This window comes from Tardiphaga robiniae, assembly GCF_013359755.1.
Lineage (GTDB): Bacteria > Pseudomonadota > Alphaproteobacteria > Rhizobiales > Xanthobacteraceae > Tardiphaga > Tardiphaga robiniae.
The window spans coordinates 33,196-54,524 of the sequence record NZ_JABMCJ010000074.1 but is presented as its reverse complement, the minus strand read 5'-3'; the positions used below and the strand labels follow the sequence as shown (position 1 = coordinate 54,524).

The following is a 21,329-nucleotide window of genomic DNA, read 5'->3' as shown; positions in this document are numbered from 1 at the left end:
GCGGGCCTTGGACATATTCAGAGCTCGAAAAGTAGAACGATACTAAGCTGGCAGCCTGTGGAAATGGCCATTTGCCGTTCACACCGCTTCACGCGCGCGTTACCGACTTAGCTGAAAATTAGCTAAGGAGCGTAAGCGTGGCCATTTCCCAAACCTCACAGCGACTCTTCGGAGCGTCTATCGCAGTTCTTATGACCTTCGCGATCGAAGCTCCGGCGCAGGCGCAGAGCCAGCTTCCGCCCGTCGTTGTCGAGCAGGCCAAACCGCGTGCCACGCCGGCACGTCCGCAGCGGTCGCAGGCGACGCGCTCCGCCGCCAGCCGTCGAACTGCAGCGCGGGGGTCGACGGCGCCGGCCGCGACCGCCGCTCCGGCTTTCGAATCCGGCACGGGTCCGGTCCAGGGTTATCTCGCCGGGCAGAGCACCACCGGCATGAAGACCGACACGCCGCTGCGCGAGACCGCACAATCGATCTCGGTGGTGACCGCCGACCGCATGACCGATCAAGGGGTCACGAATGTTCAGGAAGCCATACGCTATGTGCCCGGCGTGCTCGCCGACCCCTATGGCATGGACTCGCGCGGCGACTATCCGCGCGTCCGCGGTCAGGACCCCAACATCTTCCTCGATGGCACCCGCGTCGTGAACACCTTCAAGTTCGGCGAATGGCGGCAAGACCCCTATATGCTGGAGCGCGTCGAGGTGTTTCGCGGCCCTTCCGTGCTGTATGGCGACACCTCGGTGGCCGGCCTGATCAACCTGATCTCGAAACGGCCGCGAGCAGAAGGCTTCAATGAGATCGGCGTGCAGTTCGACAACTTCGGACGCAAGCAGATCCAGTTGGACACGACCGGCAAGCTGACCAAAGACGGCGACTGGCTCTATCGTTTCGTCGGCGTGTTCCGGGACGGTCACTTGCAGACCGATTTCACGCCGGATGACCGCATCCTGCTCGCCCCGTCGCTCACCTGGCGACCGACCACCAACACCAACTGGACCATTCAGGGCTTCTACCAGAAGGACAAGTCGAGCACGGGGACCGGTTTCATGCCGCATGAAGGCATGCTCTATCCCGGCCCGAACGGCCTCATTCCCATCACCCGTTTCACCGGCTATCCCGGCTACGATCTGTACCAGGTCGAAACCTCCGGCATCGGAAGCATCTTCGAGCATTCCTTCAACGACGCGGTGAAGTTCACGCAGAACCTGCGCTACACTCATATCGAGAGCATCTATCGCACCGGTTATTCGGACAGCTTCTCGAACCCCGCCAACCCCTACCTCGATCCCGATCGCCGGACGGTTGCGCGGTTCCTGGACAATCAGGAGACAACCCGCGACCAGATCACCATGGACAACAATCTGCAGTTCAAGTTCCTCACCGGCCCGGTCAGCCACAAGGTGCTGGTGGGCGCCGACTATCGCGAGATCAATGAACGCAGCCGCACCGGGAGCGCCTTCGATCCGACTCCGTTCGATCTCTATGCGCCGGTCTACACGACGACGATCGCGCCCGAACTGTTCGACGATCCGCGCGTCCGGCAGAACCAGCTCGGCCTCTACGCGCAGGACCAGCTCCGCGCGGGTCCATGGCTCGCAACCCTCGGCATCCGGCAGGATTTCGTCGGCAATCGCGTCGTCGGCAGCCCCGACGAGGACACGCGGGCAACCACCGGCCGCGCCAGCCTGATGTATGAGACGCCGTTTGGCTTCAATCCCTATGTGACCTATGCGACGTCATTCAATCCGGTATTCGGTGCCAATGTCTGCGCCGGTATCTGCAAGGCGCAGCGCGGCGAGATCTACGAGGTCGGTTTCAAATACAATCCGTTCCCGGGCACCGCGATCAATGGCGCGATCTTCGACACTGTCGAGAAGAACCGGCTCGCCTCGGACCCCACCAATCCATTGTTGTCCATCCAGACCGGTCAGGTCCGCATCCGCGGCGCCGAGCTGGAAGTCATCACCAAGGTGACGCCGGACCTCAACCTGATCGGCGCCTATACTTATCTCGATGCCAAGGTCGAGAGCGGCGACAATGCCGGCAAACACGTCGAGATCGTGCCAGAGCAGCAGGCGTCGCTGTGGGGCACCTATCGGCTGTCCGCGCTCGGCCTGCGCGAGGTCACCATCGGCAGCGGCGTGCGCTATGTCGGCGCCTCCTGGGACGGCACCGATACGCTGCAGACGCCAGATTACACGCTGTTCGATGCCATGATCAAATACGAGACCGGTCCATGGCGGCTGCAAATCAACGCCAGCAACCTCGCCGACAAGCGCCACATGACCACCTGCCTTGCCCGTGGCGATTGCTTTCCGGGCATGGGACGGACGGTGCTGGGCTCTGCAACCTATCGGTTCTGAACTCCGCACATCGTCACCTGATCGAAGAGTGGCCGGGCTTGTCCCGGCCGCTCACGTTCTCTAAACAGCCCTGAAATGAGCAAGACATAGGGCAGGACATGACCAAGGCTGACGGCAAGGAACAGATTCGCAAGGTTGCACTCGTCACCGGCGCCGCACGCGGCATCGGCCTTGCGGTCGCCAAGCGCTTTCTTGGCGAGGGCTATCGTGTCGCGCTGCTGGATATCGAGCGCGAGCTGCTCGATGCCAGCGTCAAGGCGCTGAACGATCCCGACAACACGCTGGCGCTGCATACGGATGTCTCCGACGCCGCTGCTGTCGACAAGGCCTTTGCCGCCACGCAGGCCCGCTTCGGCCGGCTCGATGCACTGGTCAACAATGCCGGCATCGCGAATTTCAAGCCTCTGCTCGAGACGACACTGGCGGAATGGGAACGCATCATGGCCGTGAACCTCACCGGCCCGTTCCTGTGCACCAAGGCGGCGGCCCCCTTGATGCGCGAGCATGGCGGCGGCGCCATCGTCAACATCGCCTCGATCTCGGCGCTCCGCGCGTCCACCCTGCGCGTCGCCTACGGCACCAGCAAGGCCGGCATCATTCACTTCACCAAGCAGTCCGCTGTCGAGCTCGCGCTGCTCGGCATCCGCGTCAATGCGGTGGCGCCAGGCCCGGTGGAGACGGCGATGGCCAAGGCCGTGCATACGCCGGCGATCCGCGCCGATTATCACGATGCGATCCCGCTCAATCGCTATGGCGGCGAGGACGAACTCGCGGACGCGATCTTCTTCCTGTGCAGCGACCGGTCGAGCTACATCACCGGCCAGATGCTGGCGGTCGACGGCGGTTTCGACGCCACCGGCATCGGCCTGCCGACGCTGCGGCGCGAGGGCATCAACGGCTAGCGAAGGTCCGTGCCCGGATGACGTGCAGCATCATCCGGATTGCGCGGCTGCCGATTCGATCGCGCAGCTTTGCCAACTTAGAGAGATACTAATTCCAGACTAATTGTATGACGCCCCGGACGTCTTCCGGCTGCGTCGCTGCGTGATAAGTCGCCTGCATCACTTGGTAATGGGGTGCGGGCAAATGACATTCAAATCTTCCACACATCTGGGATGGCTGGTCGGGACGGCGCTGCCGATGCTGGCGCTGATCACGACACCATCGCAGGCGCAATCGCCGCAAGGCAGCACTGCATTGCCTGCCGTGGTGGTGGATCAACCCGTTCGACAGGCCGCGCGTGCGCGCGCGACCCGCCCATCGACGGCACGCGCGCATGCAACACGCCAGGCTGCGGCGCGCAACAATGCGCCGGTTGCGGCTGCCACCGCTGCTTCCGGTGTTCGCGCGGAAACTGCCACCGGGCCGGTGCAGGGCTATCTCGCCAATCGCGGCATGGGCGGCACCAAGACCGACACGCCACTCCGCGAAACGCCGCAGTCGATCTCGGTCGTGACCGCCGATCGCATCACCGACCAGGGCGGCCTGTCTGTCCAGGAAACCCTGCGCTATGTGCCCGGCGTGACCGCCGATCCGTTCGGCGGCGATGCCCGCGGCGACTACACGTTGATCCGCGGCCAGGAGCCGAGCCGCTATCTCGACGGCATGCAGGGCTCGCGGCTCAGTCAGGTACTGGAATGGCGCCGCGATCCCTACGCGCTGGAGCGCATCGAGGTGCTGCGCGGGCCATCGTCCGTGCTATATGGCGGCTCGTCCACCGGCGGCGTGCTCAACGAAGTATCGAAGCGCCCGCAGGCCGAATCCCGTAACGAGATCGGCGTGCAGTATGGTTCCTTCGACCGCAAACAATTGCAGATGGACTCCACCGGCAAGCTGACCAAGGATGGCGAGTGGCTGTATCGCTTCGTCGGCGTATTGCGCGACTCCAACTCGCAGGTCGACTACGTGCCGAACGACCGCATCCTGCTGGCGCCGTCGCTGACCTGGCGCCCGACCAATGATATCTCCTGGACCGTGCTCGGCAACTACCAGAAGGACAGTTCCAGCTCGTTCAGCGCCTTCCTGCCCATCGAAGGCGTGCTGAAGCCCGGCCCCAACGGCTATATTCCGGTCAACCGCTTCGCCGGCGAACCGAATTACGATCGCTACAACATCACCACCGGCGGCATCACCAGCCTCTACGAGCAGAGCTTCGGCGACGCGCTGAAGATCAAGCAGAGCTTCCGCTACAGCCACACCGACGGCGATTACGCCATCATGTATCCGGACCTGTATTCCAACCCGACCAATCCATTCCTCGATCCCGGCCGGCGGACCGTACAGCGAATCTACTACGCCCGTCAGGCCGCGAAGGACGCCTTCACCTCCGACAGCAATGCCGAAATCAAGCTGCAGACTGGCGCGGTGTCGCACAAGGTGCTGGTGGGCATCGACTATCTCGGCCTGCACGAGAAAACCCGCAGCGGCAGCGGCCTCGATCCGCGGCCGTTCGATCTGTATGCCCCGGTCTATAGTAGTTTCTCCGCGTCGCTGACCGACGATCCCCAGGCGCAGCAAGGCCAGACCGGCTTCTATGCCCAGGACCAGATGCGGCTGGGCCCGTGGCTGGCGCTGCTCGGCGTGCGGCAGGACTATGTCAGCTATAGTGTCGAGGGACTGCCCACCCAGAACGACAGGGCCACCACCGGCCGCGCCGCGCTGATGTACGAATTGCCGTTCGGCGTGACGCCCTATGTGTCCTGGGCGCAATCGTTCAACCCGGTATTCGGCGCCAACACCTGCGAAAGCGGGTTCTGCAAGCCGGTGCGCGGCGAGCAGTTCGAGGTCGGCTTCAAGTACAATCCGTTTGCCGGCACTGCGATCAATGCGGCGATCTACGACACCACCGAGCGCAACCGGCTGTCCTCCGGACCCGGCGTCTTCTCGATCCAGACCGGCCAGGTGCGGATCAAGGGCCTTGAGCTGGAAGTGCTGACCAGCGTCACACCCAATCTCGACCTGATCGGCGCCTATGCCTATACGGACGCGCGGATCGAATCCGGCGACAATGCCGGCAAGCGCGTCGCCAGCGTGCCGCAGCAGCAGGCCTCATTGTGGGGAAAATATCGCCTGGCATCGCTCGGCCTGCCCGACGTCACCGTCGGCGCGGGTGTGCGCTATATCGGCGAATCCTGGGACGGCATCGACGTGCTGCGCACGCCGGACTACACGCTGTTCGATGCCATGGTGCGCTGGGACAATGGCCCGTGGCGGCTGCAGTTCAATGCGACCAATATTGCCGACACCCGCAACATCGCCACCTGTCTGTCGTTCGGCGACTGCTTCTACGGCATGGGCCGCACGCTGCTGAGCACCGCGACGTATCGGTTCTGAGGCGACGAGGCAGCAGGTCTGCACTAGAGAACGCGGAGCCCCAGCATAAAAAAGGCCAGCGCGCCGGTGGATGCCGCCGTGCGCACGTGGTTCCAGCCGGTCCAGACCGACAGATAGCGCGTCCACAGACTTGCAGTCTCGGCGCTGTCGGCTGGCGCGGCAGCGAGCGCGTCGTTCAGCGGCACGTTGAAGACAACGGTGACGAGGAAGGTACCGACGGTATAGAGCAGCGCACCCGTGACGAGATAGGGTGACGCCGGATGCGACCAGTTCAGTACCGCGATCACAGCGATGATGACGCAGAGCAGCACCGTGCCCATAAAAGCGGTGAGGAACAGCGGGCTGAGAATCGTGCTGTTGATCGACTGCATCGCGGCAATACCGGCCGGCGCTGGCAGCTTGCCGAGCGCGGTCATCACCGTGACCGAGAACACGAAGAACAACCCGGCCATCAGGCCGGAGCCTATCGCTGCCGCAAATGTCAGGCCGAACGACATTCGTCCCATCCTCACCTCGACCCTGTCGGTGCTCAGCCTAGCAGTTTTACTACTCCGCGAGCTGCGGCGAAAGTTCGCGCGGGCGCAGCGTGGCAATACTGACGACAAGCGCAGCAACCGCCGTGCAGGCGATGGTCGCCACCATCGGCAGTGAGGTGCCGTCGAAGAACAATCCAGACACGCCGATCATCACGCCGCCACTGACCATCTGCAGCGTACCGCCCAAGGCCGATGCGATGCCCGCGATGGGGCCATGATTCTCCAGCGACAGCACCATGGTGGACGGGATCACCAGACCGAGGAAGGCGAAGGAGACGAACAGCAGCGGAATCAGCACGGCAAGGCTGGTGAAGCCGGCCAGTGTCAGCGCCAGCAGCACGACTGCGAACAACGCATAGGCCGACACCGCCGCCATCACCACACGGCCCATGCCGAAGCGGCCACCGAGGAACCCCGCGAATTGAGAGGCGCCGATGAAGCCGATGGCATTCACCGAGAAAGCGAGGCTGTACTGCGTCGGCGTCAGGCCATAGTGGCCGATATAGACGAAGGACGACGTCGCCAGGAACGCAAAGAAGCTCGCCATGCCGAGGCCACCGATGAAGGTGAGCCCGAGAAAGTGCCAGTCGCGCAGCAGTTCGCCGAAGCTGCCGAGCACATTGCGCACACTGCCCGAGATGCGCTCATGCGCAGGGCGCGTCTCCGGCAGCAACGCGGCCACCAACACAAGGGCAATGACGGCTGCGATGGTCGTTGCAACGAACACGGCGCGCCAGCCGAATGGCACGATCAGCGCACTGCCGCCGAGCGGCGCGAGGATCGGCGATACCGAGAATACCAGCATCACCAGCGCCATGAGTTTCGTCGCCTCAGGGCCGGTGTGCAGATCGCGAATGATGGCGCGCGGGATCACGCCCATGGCGGCGGCGCCGAGACCCTGGACAAAGCGGAACGCAATCAGCCAGGCCACACCCGGTGCCAGCGCGCAACCGATCGAGCCGGCGATGAACAGCGTCAGACCCGCATAAAGCGGCGCCTTGCGGCCATAGACGTCGGACAGCGGGCCATAAGCGATCTGGCACAGGCCGAAAGCAATGAAGAACGCAATCAGCGTCATCTGCGTCGCCGAGGTCGTGGTGTGCAAATCGGCGGTGATCGCCGGCAGCGCCGGCAGATACATGTCGATGGCGAAGGGGCCGACGGCGGAGAGCAGGCCGAGCACGACGGCGTTGCGGGTAAAGGCGGACATGGGATCTTCTTTTCTTATTCAACGTGGCCGCGACGCATCTTCGATCGCTGATCGTGACACGCCGGCTGAGATGAGGAGCAAGGCACAGCCTCTCACAACACCAATGATCTGACGGGGCGCCTTGTAGCGGAAGAGAACCCTACACGCCAATCAAGCGGTTGGCATCGTGCCCCGCCCCTCACCCGCCGCGACCTCTCCCCGCGCAAGTGCGGTGAGAGGTAAGAAAGCGGCGTACGCCTCACATCACTCCATCGCGCAGTTGATCATCCAGGGCGCACCGAATTTATCGACACACATGCCGAATCCCTTCGACCAGAACGTGGGCCCGAACGGCATTTTGATGGTGCCGCCCTCGGACAATGCCGCGAACACCTTGGCGCCATCAGCAGGATCCTTGATCTGCAGCGCTACCGACATGCCCTGCATCTTCTCGAAATAATCCGGCGGCGCGTCCGAAGCCATGATGACCTCGCCATCGACCGAGATCTGGCCATGCAGCACCTTCTTGGCCATCGACGGCGGCATCTGTTCCGCCGCGGGCGAGCCTTCCACATGCATGATGACGTCGATCTTGGCCCCGATTGCCTTCACATAGAAATTGAGGGCCTCTTCGCAATTGCCGTTATAGTGAAGATAGGGATTGACCTGCATCGTTCTTTCCTCCGGTTAAAGACTCTGGTTTCGGATCGGGATCATCGCGCGCATAGCGGGATCGCGCAGGTACAGCCCACCCCATGCCATCACGCCGATGTAAAAGCCAAACAACAGATGCGTGAACAGCGGGCTGTCGACGCGCAGATGTGTCGCCATCGCGCCACCGAGCAGCCCGGTGAGCAGAATGGCGCCGAAAACGGACGTGCGCGGGGTCGCGTAAAACAATGCGCAGAGCAGCGTGAGAACGCCAAGGCCGCGCGCCTGCGCCATACTGCCGCTATAGCCGAGCTGCTGCATGGTCTCGGTAACCTCCTTGATCGGCACCAGCTTGATCCCGCCATCCATCACAAGAAAGAGAATGACGAGGCCGCTGAGAATGCGGCCGATCCAGAGCGCGGTAGGGGAAACGGGCATGAAATGGTCCTGTGTTCGAATAGCTGCCGATGTCTCAAAGACGAGCGGCATCGACGCAATCCGACACCGCCATAGAAATTATTCGCGGTGTACTTTCTTCCCTCCCCCCTTGCGGGGGAGGGTGGCGCGCAGCGCCGGGAGGGGGGTGCCACACACGCCATCGCTTGTGGTTACCCCCCTCCCCGGCCCTCCCCCGCAAGGGGGGAGGGAGCAGAAAGCGTCTCGCCCGTCTTTCGTTTGCGGCTACTGTTCGGCGGCTTGCTCTCCAGCATCAGCCGGTCGAGATGCATCCGGATGTGATCGGCCTCCGCCGACGTATTGGCCAGCGCGATGGCGCGGTTGAAGCTTTCCCGCGCTTCATCGTTGCGGCCGAGTTGCATCAGATATGCGCCTTGCACGCCGAAAAAGTGGAAATAGTTCGAGAGCTTTGCGGCCAATGGCGCGATCATCTCCAACGCCGCTTCGGGACCGCGCACTTTCGAGACCGCCACCGAGCGGTTGAGCGTGATCACCGGCGACGGCTGCAGGATTTCCAGCGAGCCATAAAGCAACTCGATCTGCGCCCAGTCGGTGTCTTCCGGCTTGGCCGCGCGGGCATGCAACGCGGCAATGGCAGCCTGGATCTGATAGGCGCCGGTGCGGCGATGCCGCATCGCCTTGTCGATCAACGCCAGGCCTTCGGCGATCATCTTGCCGTTCCACAGCGTACGGTCCTGATCGTCGAGCAACACGAGCGCGCCATTGGCATCGAAGCGCGCCGCCGAACGGGCATATTGCAACAGCATGAGCGCTGCGAGGCCCATGATCTCCGGTTCGGCCGGAAACAGCTTGAGCAGCAGCCGTCCCAGGCGGATCGCCTCCTCGCATAATGGCGCGCGCAGATCGATGCTCTCGCCTGACGCCGAATAACCCTCGTTGAAGATCAGATAGAGCATGGCGGCCACGGCAGCGAGACGCTCGCTGCGTTCCGGCGCGCCGGGCGTCTCGAACGGCACATTGGCCTTGGCCACTGCCGCCTTGGCGCGCGTGATGCGCTGTTCCATCGCGGCATCCGAGACGAGGAACGCGCGGGCGATCTGCTTCACTGTCAGGCCCGAGACGATGCGTAGTGCGAGCGCGATCTGCTGCGTCGCCGGGAGCTGCGGATGGCAGCAGATGAACAACAGCCGCAGGATATCGTCGCGATAATGCGATCCATCGAGACGCTCGGCGAGCTCGCTCTCGGCATCGTCCAGATCGGATATCGCGTGGTCGTCCTCCGGCAGCGGCTGCTGCTTCGCGCCGCGGCGGATATCGTCGATAGCCACATTGCGACCGACCATGATCAGCCAGGCGGCGGCATCGCGCGGCGGGCCATTTTGCGGCCAGGTCTTCAGCGCGCGCAGGCAGGCGTTCTGGAACGCCTCCTCCGCGGTGTCGAGGTTACGGAAATAGCGCAGCAACGCACCGAGCGCCTGGGGACGCGCCGAGGTCAGCGCCGCATCGATCCAGGCGACATCGGTCATGGCTGGAACGCTCCGTGGAAGACGCCGATCGGGCGAATTTCATAGGCGCCGCCGGGATTGGCGCGGCCGAGGTCCTGCGCAATCTCCAGCGCGCCGTCGAGATTTTCTGCCTCGACCACATAGAAGCCGAGCAACTGTTCCTTGGTTTCAGCGAAGGGGCCATCCAGCACCACCGACGGCTCGTCCTTGCGCAGCGTTGTCGCCGCGGTGGTCGGCAGCAGTCGCGCAACGGGACCGAGCCGGCCCTGCTGCGCGAGCTTGCCGTGCACAACGGCGAGCTTCGCCATCACGGCGTCGTCTTCGTCCTTCGACCAGCCGCCGACAACGGCTTCATCATGGTAGCAGAGGATGGCGTAAAGCATGGGGTCTCCTTGGATGAAAGACGGTCGGCATCGTGCGATCCCGACAGGTTAGCGGAAATTATTGTTGGGAGCGCGACGACGTGGAACACGTCACGCGGAGGACCGGCATAACAGGCCGACCGCCTTCTGCAGGAACGCCTCCAGCTCTACACGCGGAACACCGGCACGGGACCGGATCGAGAGCATATTCAGTATCGCAGACGCCATCTGCGACAGCGTGGGAACATCGATCGTCTCCGGCAATTCGCCGCGCGCGACGGCGGTCTTGAAACACCAGCCAAAGGCGTCATCGAGCTCGACAAAATTTTCGCGCATCATCGCGCCGATCTCCGGATCGGCGATAGCGTCGGACGCCACCGTCATGACAGCAAAACAGCCGCGCGGCGCGGTATCGCCTGTGGTGTAGATGTCGAGTGCCGCATCGAAGAACCGGCGCAGCCGCTCCCGGACGTCGATATCGGCCTTGAAGATCGCGATGACCCGGACGGTGTAGTCGTCGCGATAGCGCTGGTAGCTCTTGATATAGAGCGCACGCTTATCGCCGAAGGCGCCGTAGAGCGACGGCCGGTTCATGCCGGTCACTTCGCTGAGATCGTCGAGCGACGTCGCCGCATAACCGCCTTTGCGAAACAGCGCCAGCGCCTGACCGATCGCCACGTCGGGCTCATAGGCGCGTGGCCTGCCGCGGCGCTTCGGCTCGGTGGCCACCTCCGGCTTCGCCACGACGACGGGCTTTTTCTTTTTTTGTACCATTTCGCATTAAATCCCTTGACCGAATTTATATTATGCGAGACGGTACGAAAATCAACCGGCGGACAGGTCGTAACAGTCCGCTATCTCAAGGAGGCTTCCATGGATCTGTATTTCTCCCCGATGGCCTGTTCGATGGCCACTCGCATCGCGCTGTATGAGGCCGAAGCCGGCGCCGAAGCCCGGTTCTTCGAGGTCGATCCACTGAACAAGGAGGTGCGCAACGACGGTTCGGATTTCCGCGACGTGAATCCGCTCGGTCTGGTGCCGACGCTGCGCACCGACGATGGCGTCATCCTCACCGAGAATGCTGCGATCCTGCAGCATGTCGCCGACTGGTTTCCACACTCCCCCATCGCCGCGGGTTCGGGCATCGACCGCAGCCGGCTGCAGCAGTGGCTGTGTTTCATCGGCACCGAGCTGCACAAGGGCCTATTCGTGCCGCTGCTAGCCAAGAAGGCGCCCCCAGAGATGAAGGCCTATGCACTACAAAGCGGGCTGTCGCGGCTGACCTATCTCGAAAACCATCTCACCGGACGCAACTTCCTGCTCGACAGGTTCAGCGTCGCCGACGCCTACCTCGTCACGGTGCTGAACTGGACGATGGTGTTGCCGGAGATCGATCTGAACAACTGGCCGGCGATCAAGGCCTATCACAAGCGCCTGCGCGAACGGCCGAGCATCGTGCGCGCGGTCACTGAAGAGTTCGAACTGTTCAAGGCCGAACAGGAACGTCACAAGGCGGCGGCGTGATCACGCCACCGCGCGGCGACCGATGATGGCAAAGCGCAGTCGGCTGGAAATCCAGTCGATTGCCGCCACCGCTACCAGGATCATCAGGATCAGAAACGAGACCTTCTGCCATTCCAGCACGCGGATCTGCTCGGCGAGCTGAAGACCGATGCCGCCCGCGCCAACGATACCGATGATGGTGGCGGAGCGGGTGTTGGACTCGATGAAATACAGCACCTGACCGGCAATCACCGGCAGCACCTGCGGCATCAGGCCGAAACGAATCTCATGCAGCGCGCTGCCACCGGAAGCGCGGATGCCCTCGACCTGCTTCTTGTCGGCGGCTTCGATAGCTTCCGAGAACAATTTTCCGAACGCGCCGAAATCCGAAATCGCGATCGCCAGCACGCCGGCAAACGGGCCGAGACCGACGACATTGATCCAGACCAGCGCCCAGATCAGCGTATCGACGCCGCGGATCGAATCCAGAAAACGTCGCACCGGAAAGCGTAGCCAGGCCGATGGAATGACGTTGCGTGCCGCGAGCAGACTGACCGGCAGCGCGAACACTGCAGCAAGGGTGGTGCCAAGCAGCGCGATCGAAAGCGTCTCGCCCATCGCGTGCAGATAGGCAGGCAGCGACGAGCCGGGATCCGGCGGGATCATCATCATGGTGATCCAGCCGAGTTCGCGCAGGCCGGTCCACATCCGCGCCGGCGAGAAATCGAGTTCATTGAGCCCAAAGATGAACAATGCCAGCGCCGCGACCAGGATGGCGGGCACACCGGCGCGCGACGCCATCGGGCGGTTGAAGACATCAGGATAGCGCCCGCGCAATGCGGGGGTATTGATGTCAGGCTGCCTGTTCATGATCTGGCTTCCTTGCCGAACAGACGGCCGCGCAGCCAGCCGGTGCCGATATCGATGATGAACACGGTAACGATGATCATCAGCAGGATCGCACTGACGTCGGAATAATAGAACTTTCTGACAGCAACGACGAGTTCCTGGCCGATGCCGCCGGCGCCGACGAAGCCCATCACGGAGGCACCACGCACATTGATCTCGAAGCGCAGCAGCGTGTAGCTCGCAAATCCGGCCGCGACCTGTGGCAGCACCGCAAAGCGCATGCAGTCGATCCAGCCCGCTCCGGTCGAGCGAATGCCTTCCACCGGCTTCATATCGATATTCTCGACGATCTCGCCATAGAGCTTGCCGAGCGCCCCAACGCAGTGGATCGCAATGGCCAACACGCCGGCCATCGGGCCAAGGCCAAAGGCGATGACGAAGATCAGCGCGAACACGATATCCGGCACGGTTCGGCAGAATTCCATGAAGCGGCGCACGGCAAAGCGCAGTGGCACTGAGGGCGCAGTGTTCTCGGCCGCGAGAAAATTGAGCCCGAAGGCCAGCACGGCGCCGATCAGCGTACCGACATAGCTGATCAGCACAGTCTCGCCGAGCAGCGACAGCCACTTCTTCCAGCCCCAGAACCATTCATTGACGTCGGTCCAGACCCGGGTGCCGGCTTCGAGCGTGAAGATGCGATCGAAATAGCTGCCGAAGTTGCCTATCTTTTCGATGAAGGTCCTGAGATTGACCTCGGCACCAAGCGCCGCGACGAACAGCGCTGCAAAGCAGGCCACCACGACGAACAGCGTGCGCAACCGCCGGCGCGCAACCGCCTTGCGGTAGGCATCGTTCAGCGCAGCGAGCTGCGGAGCCGGAAGGATGGAAACGGCGGCGGACATGAAAGGTTGTGCCTATGAAAGTAACATACAGTCAGGTCGCTGCGCTCAGGATAACCTCTCCCCGCTTGCGGGGAGAGGTCGGAGCCGAGCGTTAGCGAGGCTTCGGGTGAGGGGGAGCCAGTGTTTCACTTGCTGGCTCCCCCTCACCCGTCTTCGCTTCGCGAAGCCACCCTCTCCCCGCAAGCGGGGCGAGGGAAGAAACCGCAGCGTTCCACGCAGAAAAGGAGCCGGACCATTGCTGATCCGGCTCCCTTCAATGATCAGGCAATCAGGACGCCTTCTTCTTGCGAAGCGCGTCCACGAACTTGATCAGGTCGATGGTCGCGTCCCAATCCTTGGTGGTAGCGGCATGGAAGCCCTTCTTCTGGCCGTCCGACAGGCGATCAAAAGCCGCCTTGTCCTTGGTCGGTGCATCGACGAAGGCCTTGGCGATGGCGACCTTCAGCTCTTCCGGCAGGTCGGAGCTATAGGCATAGGGGCCGTTGATGATCGGGGCCGACTTGTGGATGATGCGGAAGTCTTCCTTCTTCATCGGCGTGCCGTCGGCATTCTTCAGCATGCCCTTGGTCAGCATCTGCTGCAGCGTCGAGTCGTTGTCGTTGGTCCACTGGTTGGCGGCGACATCGACGGTGCCCTGCGACAGCGCCAGCAGCGCATTTTCGTGGCTGCCGGTGAACACGACCTTGCTGAAATAGGTGTCGGCATCGGAGATGCCCATCTTGTCCAGCTCGAAGCGCGGCACGTTGTTGCCGGAGGTCGAATTCGGATCGACCAGACCGAGGTTCTTGCCCTTCAGATTATCGATGGTCTTGTAAGCGCTGTTCGCCTTGACGAAGAACACCGAGTAATAGCCCGTCGAGCCATCGATGTTGATGTCGTTGGCAAAGGCATCGGTCTTGACGCCGGTGAGGCGGGCGCGCGCGAACGAGGCCGAACCATAGCTGGCGATGTGGATGTTGCCGGAGCGCTGGCCTTCGATGACGGCTGCGTAGTCATTGGCGATGCGCAAATTGACCTTCACGCCGAGTTCTTTCGACAGATAGGCGACGAAGGGCGCCCAGCGCTCGGTGACGCCCGAGGCGTTTTCTGCCGGGATGATGGCGAAGGTCAGTTCCGGATACTTGGCCTTGTAGTCCTGAGCCGAAGCAGTGGTGGCGGCGAAAGCCAGCGCCGCGGCGCTGAGCAGAATGGAGCGACGGTTGATCATGACAGTCCCTGTTTTGATCTGAGGTGAAACGTTTTTTCTTGGTAGAAGGCGCGTCTATCGCGGCGATGGCATCGTTACGATGACGTCACCGCGATAATTTCAACGCACTGCAATCACGCAACGGCGGCAGCGCCGTATTCGGGAACGCGGACGGGCGCTGGCACATGCGCCGATCCCATTACCTCGTCGGCTTCGAGATCGTAGAGTTCGCGGGCAATATGTTCGGTGAGCGCGGAGGGCGCGCCATCGAACACGACGCGGCCGGCGGACATGCCGATCAGGCGATCGCAATAGGTACGCGCCAGATCGAGCGAATGCAGGTTGCACATCACGGTGATGCCGAAGTGCTTGTTGATACGCAGCAGTGCATCCATGACGATGCGGGTATTGCGCGGATCCAATGATGCGATCGGCTCGTCCGCAAGTATGATGTCGGGCTGCTGCACGAGGGCGCGGGCAATGGCGACGCGTTGTTGCTGACCGCCGGAGAGCTGATCGGCGCGCTGCGAGGCATATTGCGCCATGTCGAACTGTTCCAGCGCCGACATCGCCAGCGCACGGTCGTCCTCAGGCCACATCTGGGTCAGCGAGCGCCACTGCGGCATCTCGGCCAGACGGCCCATCAGCACATTGGTCAGCACGTCGAGACGGCCGACGAGATTGAACTGCTGGAAGATCATCGCCGAGCGCGCGCGCCACTTGCGCAGATCGCGGCCCTTGAGCGCGGTGACATCCACGCCATCAAATACAATACGGCCTTCGGTCGGCTCGCACAGGCGATTGATCATGCGCAGCATGGTCGACTTGCCGGCACCGGAACGGCCGATCACGCCGACGAATGCGCCCGGCTTGATCTCGAACGACGCATTATCGACGGCAGCCTTGGCGCCGAAACGGCACGTCAGCTTATCCACCACCAGCATGAGGCACTCCAATGACAATAGACATCGCCACCGGTAACGCCCGCGTTTAACAATGATGTGACATGTGCCCTGCGCATACGGGTTATCGTCGTTGCGGGAAAAGGACGCCCGAATTCATGCTGATGTCACGACACCGTCACGAAACCGACCGAAGAGGTGCCCGCGCGCCAGCGCACACTCTGATATATCACCCACCGATTCCTCTTCCGTCGCACGAGCGTCACATGGCTGGAAAACAACTCTCGCTCACGCCAGCGGTCGATCCCACCGCGAAACTCGTCGATACCGAGCTCGGCGCCTATACCGAAGTCGGCGCGCGCACGATCCTCAATGAAGTGACGATGGGCGACTATTCATATGTCGTGAATGACGGCCAGATCACCTACACGACGATCGGAAAGTTCTGCTCGATTGCGGCGATGACGCGGATCAATCCCGGCAATCACCCGATGCACCGGGCGACGCAAGCCCACTTCACCTATCGCGCCAGTGCCTATTTCCGCGGCGAGAGCGACGACGCCGACTTCTTTGCCTGGCGACGCGAACATCATTGCACTATCGGCCACGATGTGTGGCTCGGCCATGGCGCCATCGTGCTGCCCGGCCGCAATATCGGCACCGGCGCGGTGATCGCCGCCGGGGCCATCGTGACCAAGGACGTCGCCCCCTATACGATCGTCGCCGGCAATCCGGCGCGGCCGGTGCGGCGGCGGTTTTCCGAAACTGTGGAAGATGGGCTGATGGAGCTCGCCTGGTGGGACTGGGAGCACGAGATGCTACGACAGGCACTGCCGGATTTCCGTAAGCTCCCGGTCGAGGATTTCTTGAGCAAGTATAAAGGCGTCAAGGCGCCCAGGCAGATGGCAGTGACATGACTGAACTTTTCATCGACGGCGGACGCACTTTGCTCGGCCAGGACATCGCCGAGACCTCGCTGCAGATTGGGGATGGTGTGATTGCGGACATCGGATCGGATGCGACCCATGGCGCGCTCGGCCTCGATGCCTCCGATCTGCTGGTGCTGCCTGGAATCGTCGACCTGCATGGCGACGCCTTCGAGCGGCAGTTGATGCCGCGCCCCGGCGTCGACTTTCCTGTCGATGTCGCGCTGATCGACAGCGACCGACAGGCCATCGCCAATGGCATCACCACAGTGTTTCATGGCACCACGTGGTCCTGGGAGCCGGGCCTGCGCGGCGCGGAGAACGCCCGCAAGCTGCTGGATGCCATCGAGACGTTGCGGCCGAAGCTCGCCTCCGACACGCGCTTCCATCTGCGGCAGGAGACGTTCAATCTCGACGCCGAAGATGAGATCGTCGGCTGGCTGCAGGCCGGCCGCATCGATCTGCTCGCCTTCAACGATCATATGGACATCGCCGGCATCTCAAAGCCGGCGAAGCGCGCGCGGATGGTGGAGCGCACTGGTCTCAGCAGCGAGGCCTTCGATCAACTGGTCGAACGCGTTCTGTCGCGCACCGACGAGGTGCCGGCCTCGATCGCGCGTCTCGCCAAGGCGGCGAACGCTGCCGGCGTGCCGACGCTCTCGCACGACGACGCGACGCCTGCGATGCGCGATGACTTCCGCAAGCTCGGCGTCAACATCGCCGAATTCCCGATCAATGAAGAGACCGCCAAGGCCGCAGCCGCGGCCGATGACTTCATCGTGTTCGGCGCGCCCAATGTGGTGCGCGGCGGCAGCCACACGGGCTGGACCAAGGCGTCGGACATGATCGCCAAGGGCCTCTGCTCGATCCTCGCCTCAGACTATTATTATCCCGCGCAATTGCTCGCGGCATTCCGGCTGGTTCAGGACGGCATCCTGTCGCTGCCGCAGGCCTGGGCGCTGATCTCGTCCGCGCCCGCAAAGGCCGCCGGACTCACCGATCGCGGCGAGATCGCCGACGGGCGCCGCGCGGACCTTCTACTGGTCGATGACAGCATCGCGCTACGGCCGCGCATTGTCGCCGTGATCGTGCAGGGCAAGCTCGTGCATCTGACCGATGCCACAAGGCTTCAGCCGGCGCGTGCCATGCAACGCAAAGCTATTGCCGCAGCGTAACGCGGCTCCTCTCTTACTTGAGCATGATCGTTCCCGAAAACCGGCATCCACTTTTCGGGATCATGCTTTATGGTGCGGCCATGAGTGAATTCCCGCGCTACGCGATCTATTACGCCCCCGACACCGACAGCGCCCTCTCCCGCTTCGGCGCCGAAATCCTCGGCTACGATCCTTTCACCGGCAATGACGTGCTGGTTCCCGGTGACCTCATCATACAGGCGCCGGACTGGCCGGCTGTCATCAAGGACCCACGCAAATACGGCTTTCACGCCACGCTGAAGGCACCGTTCTCGCTAGCACCAGAAGCCACCGAAGCCGACCTAATCGCAGCCTTCGATGACTTCGCGCGAATGCCCCGCGCCATTCCGAAAATCTCGCCGGTGGTTCGTATCATCAGCGGCTTCACGGCTGTGGTGCCGGATGCGCCCTCTGCTGAACTTTCCATACTGGCTCAGGCCTGCGTTGAGGGATTCGAGGTGTTCCGCGCACCGATGACGCCCAACGATCGCGCGCGCCGCAAACCGGAGAACCTGACGCCGCGGCAGGTCGAGCAGCTGGATCGTTTCGGCTATCCCTATGTGCGCGACGACTTCCGCTTTCACATGACGCTGACCGGACGGCTTGCACCCGAGCGCAGCGCCGCGGTACTGGCGATGCTGCAGCAGCGGTTCGCGACACTTGATCTCACCTCACTGCGGATCGACCGCATCGGCCTATTTCACCAGACATCTGCGACGTCGCGCTTCCAGGTGCTGTGCCACGCGCCGCTGACGGCGACTTGACGCGTCACGAGAACGCCATCTCGTCCGTCCGCTTCCATGCCGGAAACGGATCGACCAGCGCAGCCCAGCCTGCGATATCCATGCCGGGCTTGCCGGGCACGAGGCAGGCATCGAGCCGACGACGGATATCGCTCTCATCCATGTCGGAACCGATGAAGACGATCTCCTGACGCCGGTCGCCATAGATCTCGTTCCAGTTCTTCTTCAGGGACTGCCGCCAATACGGATCGTCCGGCCAGCGATCAACGGGGACATTGGCCCACCAGAATCCCATACCCTCGGTGCGCACGATGGCGCCCGCCTGGCTGAGTTCGCCGACCCATTGTGGCCGCGTTGCCAGCCAGAAATGCCCCTTGCTACGGATCACGCCGGCCCAACTCTCGCGCAGAAAGGCCTGAAACTTCACGGGATCGAACGGCCGCCGCGCGCGATAGACGAAATTCGTCACGCCGTATTCTTCGGTCTCCGGCACGTGATCGGCGAAGCCATACAGCTCCTTGTGCCAGAGTGGATGCTGCTGCGCCTTTTCAAAATCAAAACGGCCGGTATCGAGCACGCGGTCGAACGGCACATTGGCAAAATTCGCCTCGATGATATCGGCGTCGGGATTGAGCGCGCAGATGATCTTGCGCGCGCTGTTGCATTGCTCGGGCGTGGCGTCATTGACCTTGTTGAGCACCACGACATCGGCGAATTCGATCTGCTCCACCAGCAGATCCACCAGCGTGCGTTTGTCGCCGTCGAGGGCCTCACCGCGGTCCTGCAGAAAGTCGGTCGAGGAATAGTCTTTCAACAGGTTCACCGCATCGACCACCGTCACCATGGTGTCGAGCTGCGCCACGTCCGACAGGCTGTCGCCGTTCTCGTCGCGGAAATCGAAAGTCGCGGCCACCGGCAGCGGCTCTGCAATTCCGGTGGATTCGATCAGCAGGTAATCGAACCGCCGGCTTTCGGCGAGCGCCCGCACTTCCTTGAGCAGATCGTCGCGCAGCGTGCAGCAGATGCAGCCATTGGTCATCTCGACCAGCTTCTCATCCGTCCGCGACAGGTTGGCACCGCCATCGCGAACCAGGGCCGCATCGATGTTCACCTCGCTCATGTCGTTCACAATCACCGCCACCTTCAGGCCGTGACGGTTGTTCAGCACATGGTTCAGCAAAGTTGTCTTTCCAGCCCCGAGGAAGCCGGACAAGACTGTGACGGGGAGTTTTTGCATCGAGATCGAACAGTCTTTTGAGGGTACGGGACATCAGGCTCTTCTTATTTGTAATGTTATAACATTACAATCTTCATGCCTGTCAACCCCGCGCCCACCGATCCCGTCGGTGCGCTGTCAGCTTTTCTGATGTGCCGGAAATTCATCTGGCGCGGGTCAGCCCACGCTCATTGCCTCGACGTTAGCCTGCCCGCGCGATTGTCTCGGCATCCACCGGCTTGGCAAAGGTCACGCGGTTTCGGCCACTGGCTTTCGAGGCGTAAAGTGCCCTGTCGGCAGCAGGTGTGAGATCGCAGGGATCGTCACCCTCGCGGCCGATGGCTATACCGACACTGGCGCCAACGGTCAGTTCCAGGCCATCGATGATGAACGGCTCCGAGAGCGTCCGAATGATGCGGCGGCCCAGCAACATTGCCTCCTCGCGATTGCCGACGACGGATTGCACCACAACGAATTCGTCACCGCCCATGCGCACCGCGAAGTCGCCGTCGCGCAAAATTCCGCTGAGCCGGCTCGCGACCGCCTGCAGCAGCGCATCGCCTATGGGATGGCCATGCACGTCGTTGACCTCCTTGAACCGATCGAGGTCGACGCTGTGAACGGCAATGAGACAGCCCACCGCCCTGGCGCGCGCGGCGATGATCGCGAGGCGCTCCTGAAAGCCAAGCCGATTGGCCAGGCCCGTCAGCGCATCGTGCCGCGCGAGGGTCGAGAATTCGTGCTTGAGCGAGATCTGCTCGATATTCTGCCGATAGATGAAACGCACGGTCTCGAAGCTGCCGAGCAGGAACGCGATCAGGATCACCGCATAGAAAGCCAGATTGCTATCGACGCGGGCGAGCGCCGCGAACGCCGTCGGCAAGGCGACCAGCATCAAGGCAGGCAATGCGATCCCCGGCCGGACGGAAATCCGACAGACGATGCCGGCCGCATAGCCGAACACCAACGCGGTCGCCAGGAGTTGATGAGCCGGATTCTTCGCCCAGAAGGTTGCTGCGCCGAGTATTCCGATCAGCCCTGCGAAGACGTAGCTGCTCCACGCGTAAAGCCGCTCCCATCGCTCGGCCGCGGCGATTGTGAAGCTGCGTTGACCCTTACTGCGATGATAGACGCCTTCGGTGGCCACGCGGAAGATCGTGACGATCACTCCGGCTGCACTCAACCCGTAGAACCATGGATTCGCAGAACTAATGGCGACGTGACACGAGACAATGGCCAGTGTGAAGCCGGCGATCGAAAGCGGCACACGCGTCTGGAAGAGCATGTCGATGAGTTCGATCCGGACATGGTCCGGAACGCCTACGAAAATTGATCTCCAGAATTTGACCACGTCGCTTCTCCCCGAAGCACCCGATACCGCCAAAGTCTGAAATTTTCATCGGCGAACTCGGTCAAAATCTAACTGAGTTAACCGGCAGTTACCAATCGCACGCTTGTCCGCCAGGCGCAGAGCCTCTTCCGCTAGATGCAGAGAATTCGAGCTTATCGGTAGAAGACTGGCGAACTCCGGACCAGTCACGGCGCGATGGGAC

Annotated in this window: 20 protein-coding genes; 7 read left to right on the top strand and 13 right to left on the bottom strand. The window is 62.4% G+C overall.

Features of this window, described 5'->3' with window-relative positions; translation table 11 throughout:
* The first annotated feature begins 191 nt into the window (after positions 1–191).
* The 3 genes from HP556_RS06995 to HP556_RS06985 all read left to right on the top strand — a co-directional run bounded on the left by HP556_RS06995 (position 192) and on the right by HP556_RS06985 (position 5,696).
* On the top strand, positions 192–2,363 hold the full coding sequence (locus tag HP556_RS06995) for a TonB-dependent siderophore receptor (RefSeq protein ID WP_175366417.1): 2,172 nt from the start codon (positions 192–194) through the stop codon (positions 2,361–2,363).
* Between the two features lie 98 nt (positions 2,364–2,461).
* Complete coding sequence (locus tag HP556_RS06990) at positions 2,462–3,265, top strand: SDR family NAD(P)-dependent oxidoreductase (protein ID WP_175366416.1); 804 nt, start codon at positions 2,462–2,464, stop codon at positions 3,263–3,265.
* Positions 3,266–3,449: 184 nt separating this feature from the next.
* Positions 3,450–5,696 carry a TonB-dependent siderophore receptor gene (locus HP556_RS06985; RefSeq protein WP_175366415.1) on the top strand — a complete coding sequence of 749 codons (2,247 nt, stop codon included), beginning with the start codon at positions 3,450–3,452 and terminating at the stop codon, positions 5,694–5,696.
* A gap of 23 nt (positions 5,697–5,719) precedes the next feature.
* On the opposite strand, the gene HP556_RS06980 is transcribed toward HP556_RS06985, so the two are convergent.
* The 7 genes from HP556_RS06980 to HP556_RS06950 form a co-directional block, all read right to left on the bottom strand.
* Positions 5,720–6,202, bottom strand: a complete 483-nt coding sequence (locus HP556_RS06980; protein ID WP_093759414.1) for an anthrone oxygenase family protein — start codon at positions 6,200–6,202, stop codon at positions 5,720–5,722.
* Positions 6,203–6,242: 40 nt separating this feature from the next.
* Positions 6,243–7,442, bottom strand: coding sequence for a multidrug effflux MFS transporter (locus HP556_RS06975; protein ID WP_175366414.1), 1,200 nt, complete (start codon positions 7,440–7,442; stop codon positions 6,243–6,245).
* A gap of 243 nt (positions 7,443–7,685) precedes the next feature.
* Positions 7,686–8,093 carry a VOC family protein gene (locus tag HP556_RS06970; RefSeq protein ID WP_175366413.1) on the bottom strand — a complete coding sequence of 136 codons (408 nt, stop codon included), beginning with the start codon at positions 8,091–8,093 and terminating at the stop codon, positions 7,686–7,688.
* A gap of 15 nt (positions 8,094–8,108) precedes the next feature.
* Positions 8,109–8,510, bottom strand: a complete 402-nt coding sequence (locus tag HP556_RS06965) for a DoxX family protein (protein WP_175366412.1) — start codon at positions 8,508–8,510, stop codon at positions 8,109–8,111.
* A gap of 170 nt (positions 8,511–8,680) precedes the next feature.
* Positions 8,681–10,015 (bottom strand): RNA polymerase sigma factor, encoded by a 1,335-nt coding sequence (locus HP556_RS06960; protein WP_175366411.1) that lies wholly within the window; start codon positions 10,013–10,015, stop codon positions 8,681–8,683.
* Entirely contained in the window at positions 10,012–10,377 is a 366-nt protein-coding gene (locus tag HP556_RS06955; protein WP_175366410.1) for a YciI family protein, read from the bottom strand. The genes HP556_RS06960 and HP556_RS06955 overlap by 4 nt, the downstream gene beginning before the upstream one ends.
* 90 nt (positions 10,378–10,467) lie before the next feature.
* Positions 10,468–11,130, bottom strand: coding sequence for a TetR/AcrR family transcriptional regulator (locus HP556_RS06950; RefSeq protein WP_175366409.1), 663 nt, complete (start codon positions 11,128–11,130; stop codon positions 10,468–10,470).
* A 99-nt stretch (positions 11,131–11,229) separates the two neighbouring features.
* Here HP556_RS06950 and HP556_RS06945 point away from each other — a divergent pair, with 99 nt between their 5' ends.
* Positions 11,230–11,880: a glutathione binding-like protein gene (locus HP556_RS06945; RefSeq protein WP_175366408.1), complete on the top strand. Its 651-nt coding sequence runs from the start codon at positions 11,230–11,232 to the stop codon at positions 11,878–11,880.
* Here HP556_RS06945 and phnE (HP556_RS06940) read toward each other — a convergent pair whose 3' ends face one another.
* From phnE (HP556_RS06940) to phnC, 4 genes are all read right to left on the bottom strand, one after another.
* On the bottom strand, positions 11,881–12,729 hold the full coding sequence (phnE, locus tag HP556_RS06940) for a phosphonate ABC transporter, permease protein PhnE (protein ID WP_175366407.1): 849 nt from the start codon (positions 12,727–12,729) through the stop codon (positions 11,881–11,883).
* A complete protein-coding gene (gene phnE / locus HP556_RS06935) occupies positions 12,726–13,610 on the bottom strand; it encodes a phosphonate ABC transporter, permease protein PhnE (protein ID WP_093759421.1) in 885 nt (294 codons plus the stop codon). Before phnE (HP556_RS06935) ends, phnE (HP556_RS06940) begins: the two co-directional genes overlap by 4 nt.
* 268 nt (positions 13,611–13,878) lie before the next feature.
* Positions 13,879–14,817, bottom strand: coding sequence for a phosphonate ABC transporter substrate-binding protein (gene phnD / locus HP556_RS06930; protein WP_175366406.1), 939 nt, complete (start codon positions 14,815–14,817; stop codon positions 13,879–13,881).
* A 113-nt stretch (positions 14,818–14,930) separates the two neighbouring features.
* Positions 14,931–15,740, bottom strand: a complete 810-nt coding sequence (phnC, locus tag HP556_RS06925) for a phosphonate ABC transporter ATP-binding protein (RefSeq protein ID WP_175366405.1) — start codon at positions 15,738–15,740, stop codon at positions 14,931–14,933.
* Between the two features lie 224 nt (positions 15,741–15,964).
* Between phnC and HP556_RS06920 the strand changes: the two genes are divergently transcribed.
* The 3 genes from HP556_RS06920 to HP556_RS06910 all read left to right on the top strand — a co-directional run bounded on the left by HP556_RS06920 (position 15,965) and on the right by HP556_RS06910 (position 18,581).
* Positions 15,965–16,615, top strand: coding sequence for an LbetaH domain-containing protein (locus HP556_RS06920; RefSeq protein ID WP_175366404.1), 651 nt, complete (start codon positions 15,965–15,967; stop codon positions 16,613–16,615).
* Complete coding sequence (locus tag HP556_RS06915; protein ID WP_175366403.1) at positions 16,612–17,799, top strand: alpha-D-ribose 1-methylphosphonate 5-triphosphate diphosphatase; 1,188 nt, start codon at positions 16,612–16,614, stop codon at positions 17,797–17,799. Before HP556_RS06920 ends, HP556_RS06915 begins: the two co-directional genes overlap by 4 nt.
* Positions 17,800–17,879: 80 nt before the next feature.
* On the top strand, positions 17,880–18,581 hold the full coding sequence (locus tag HP556_RS06910; RefSeq protein WP_175366402.1) for a DUF1045 domain-containing protein: 702 nt from the start codon (positions 17,880–17,882) through the stop codon (positions 18,579–18,581).
* A 4-nt stretch (positions 18,582–18,585) separates the two neighbouring features.
* Here HP556_RS06910 and zigA read toward each other — a convergent pair whose 3' ends face one another.
* Both zigA and HP556_RS30465 read right to left on the bottom strand, forming a co-directional pair.
* Positions 18,586–19,797, bottom strand: a complete 1,212-nt coding sequence (zigA, locus tag HP556_RS06905) for a zinc metallochaperone GTPase ZigA (protein ID WP_175366401.1) — start codon at positions 19,795–19,797, stop codon at positions 18,586–18,588.
* 181 nt (positions 19,798–19,978) lie between these two features.
* Positions 19,979–21,127 (bottom strand): diguanylate cyclase domain-containing protein, encoded by a 1,149-nt coding sequence (locus HP556_RS30465; protein ID WP_175366400.1) that lies wholly within the window; start codon positions 21,125–21,127, stop codon positions 19,979–19,981.
* Positions 21,128–21,329: the final 202 nt, after the last annotated feature.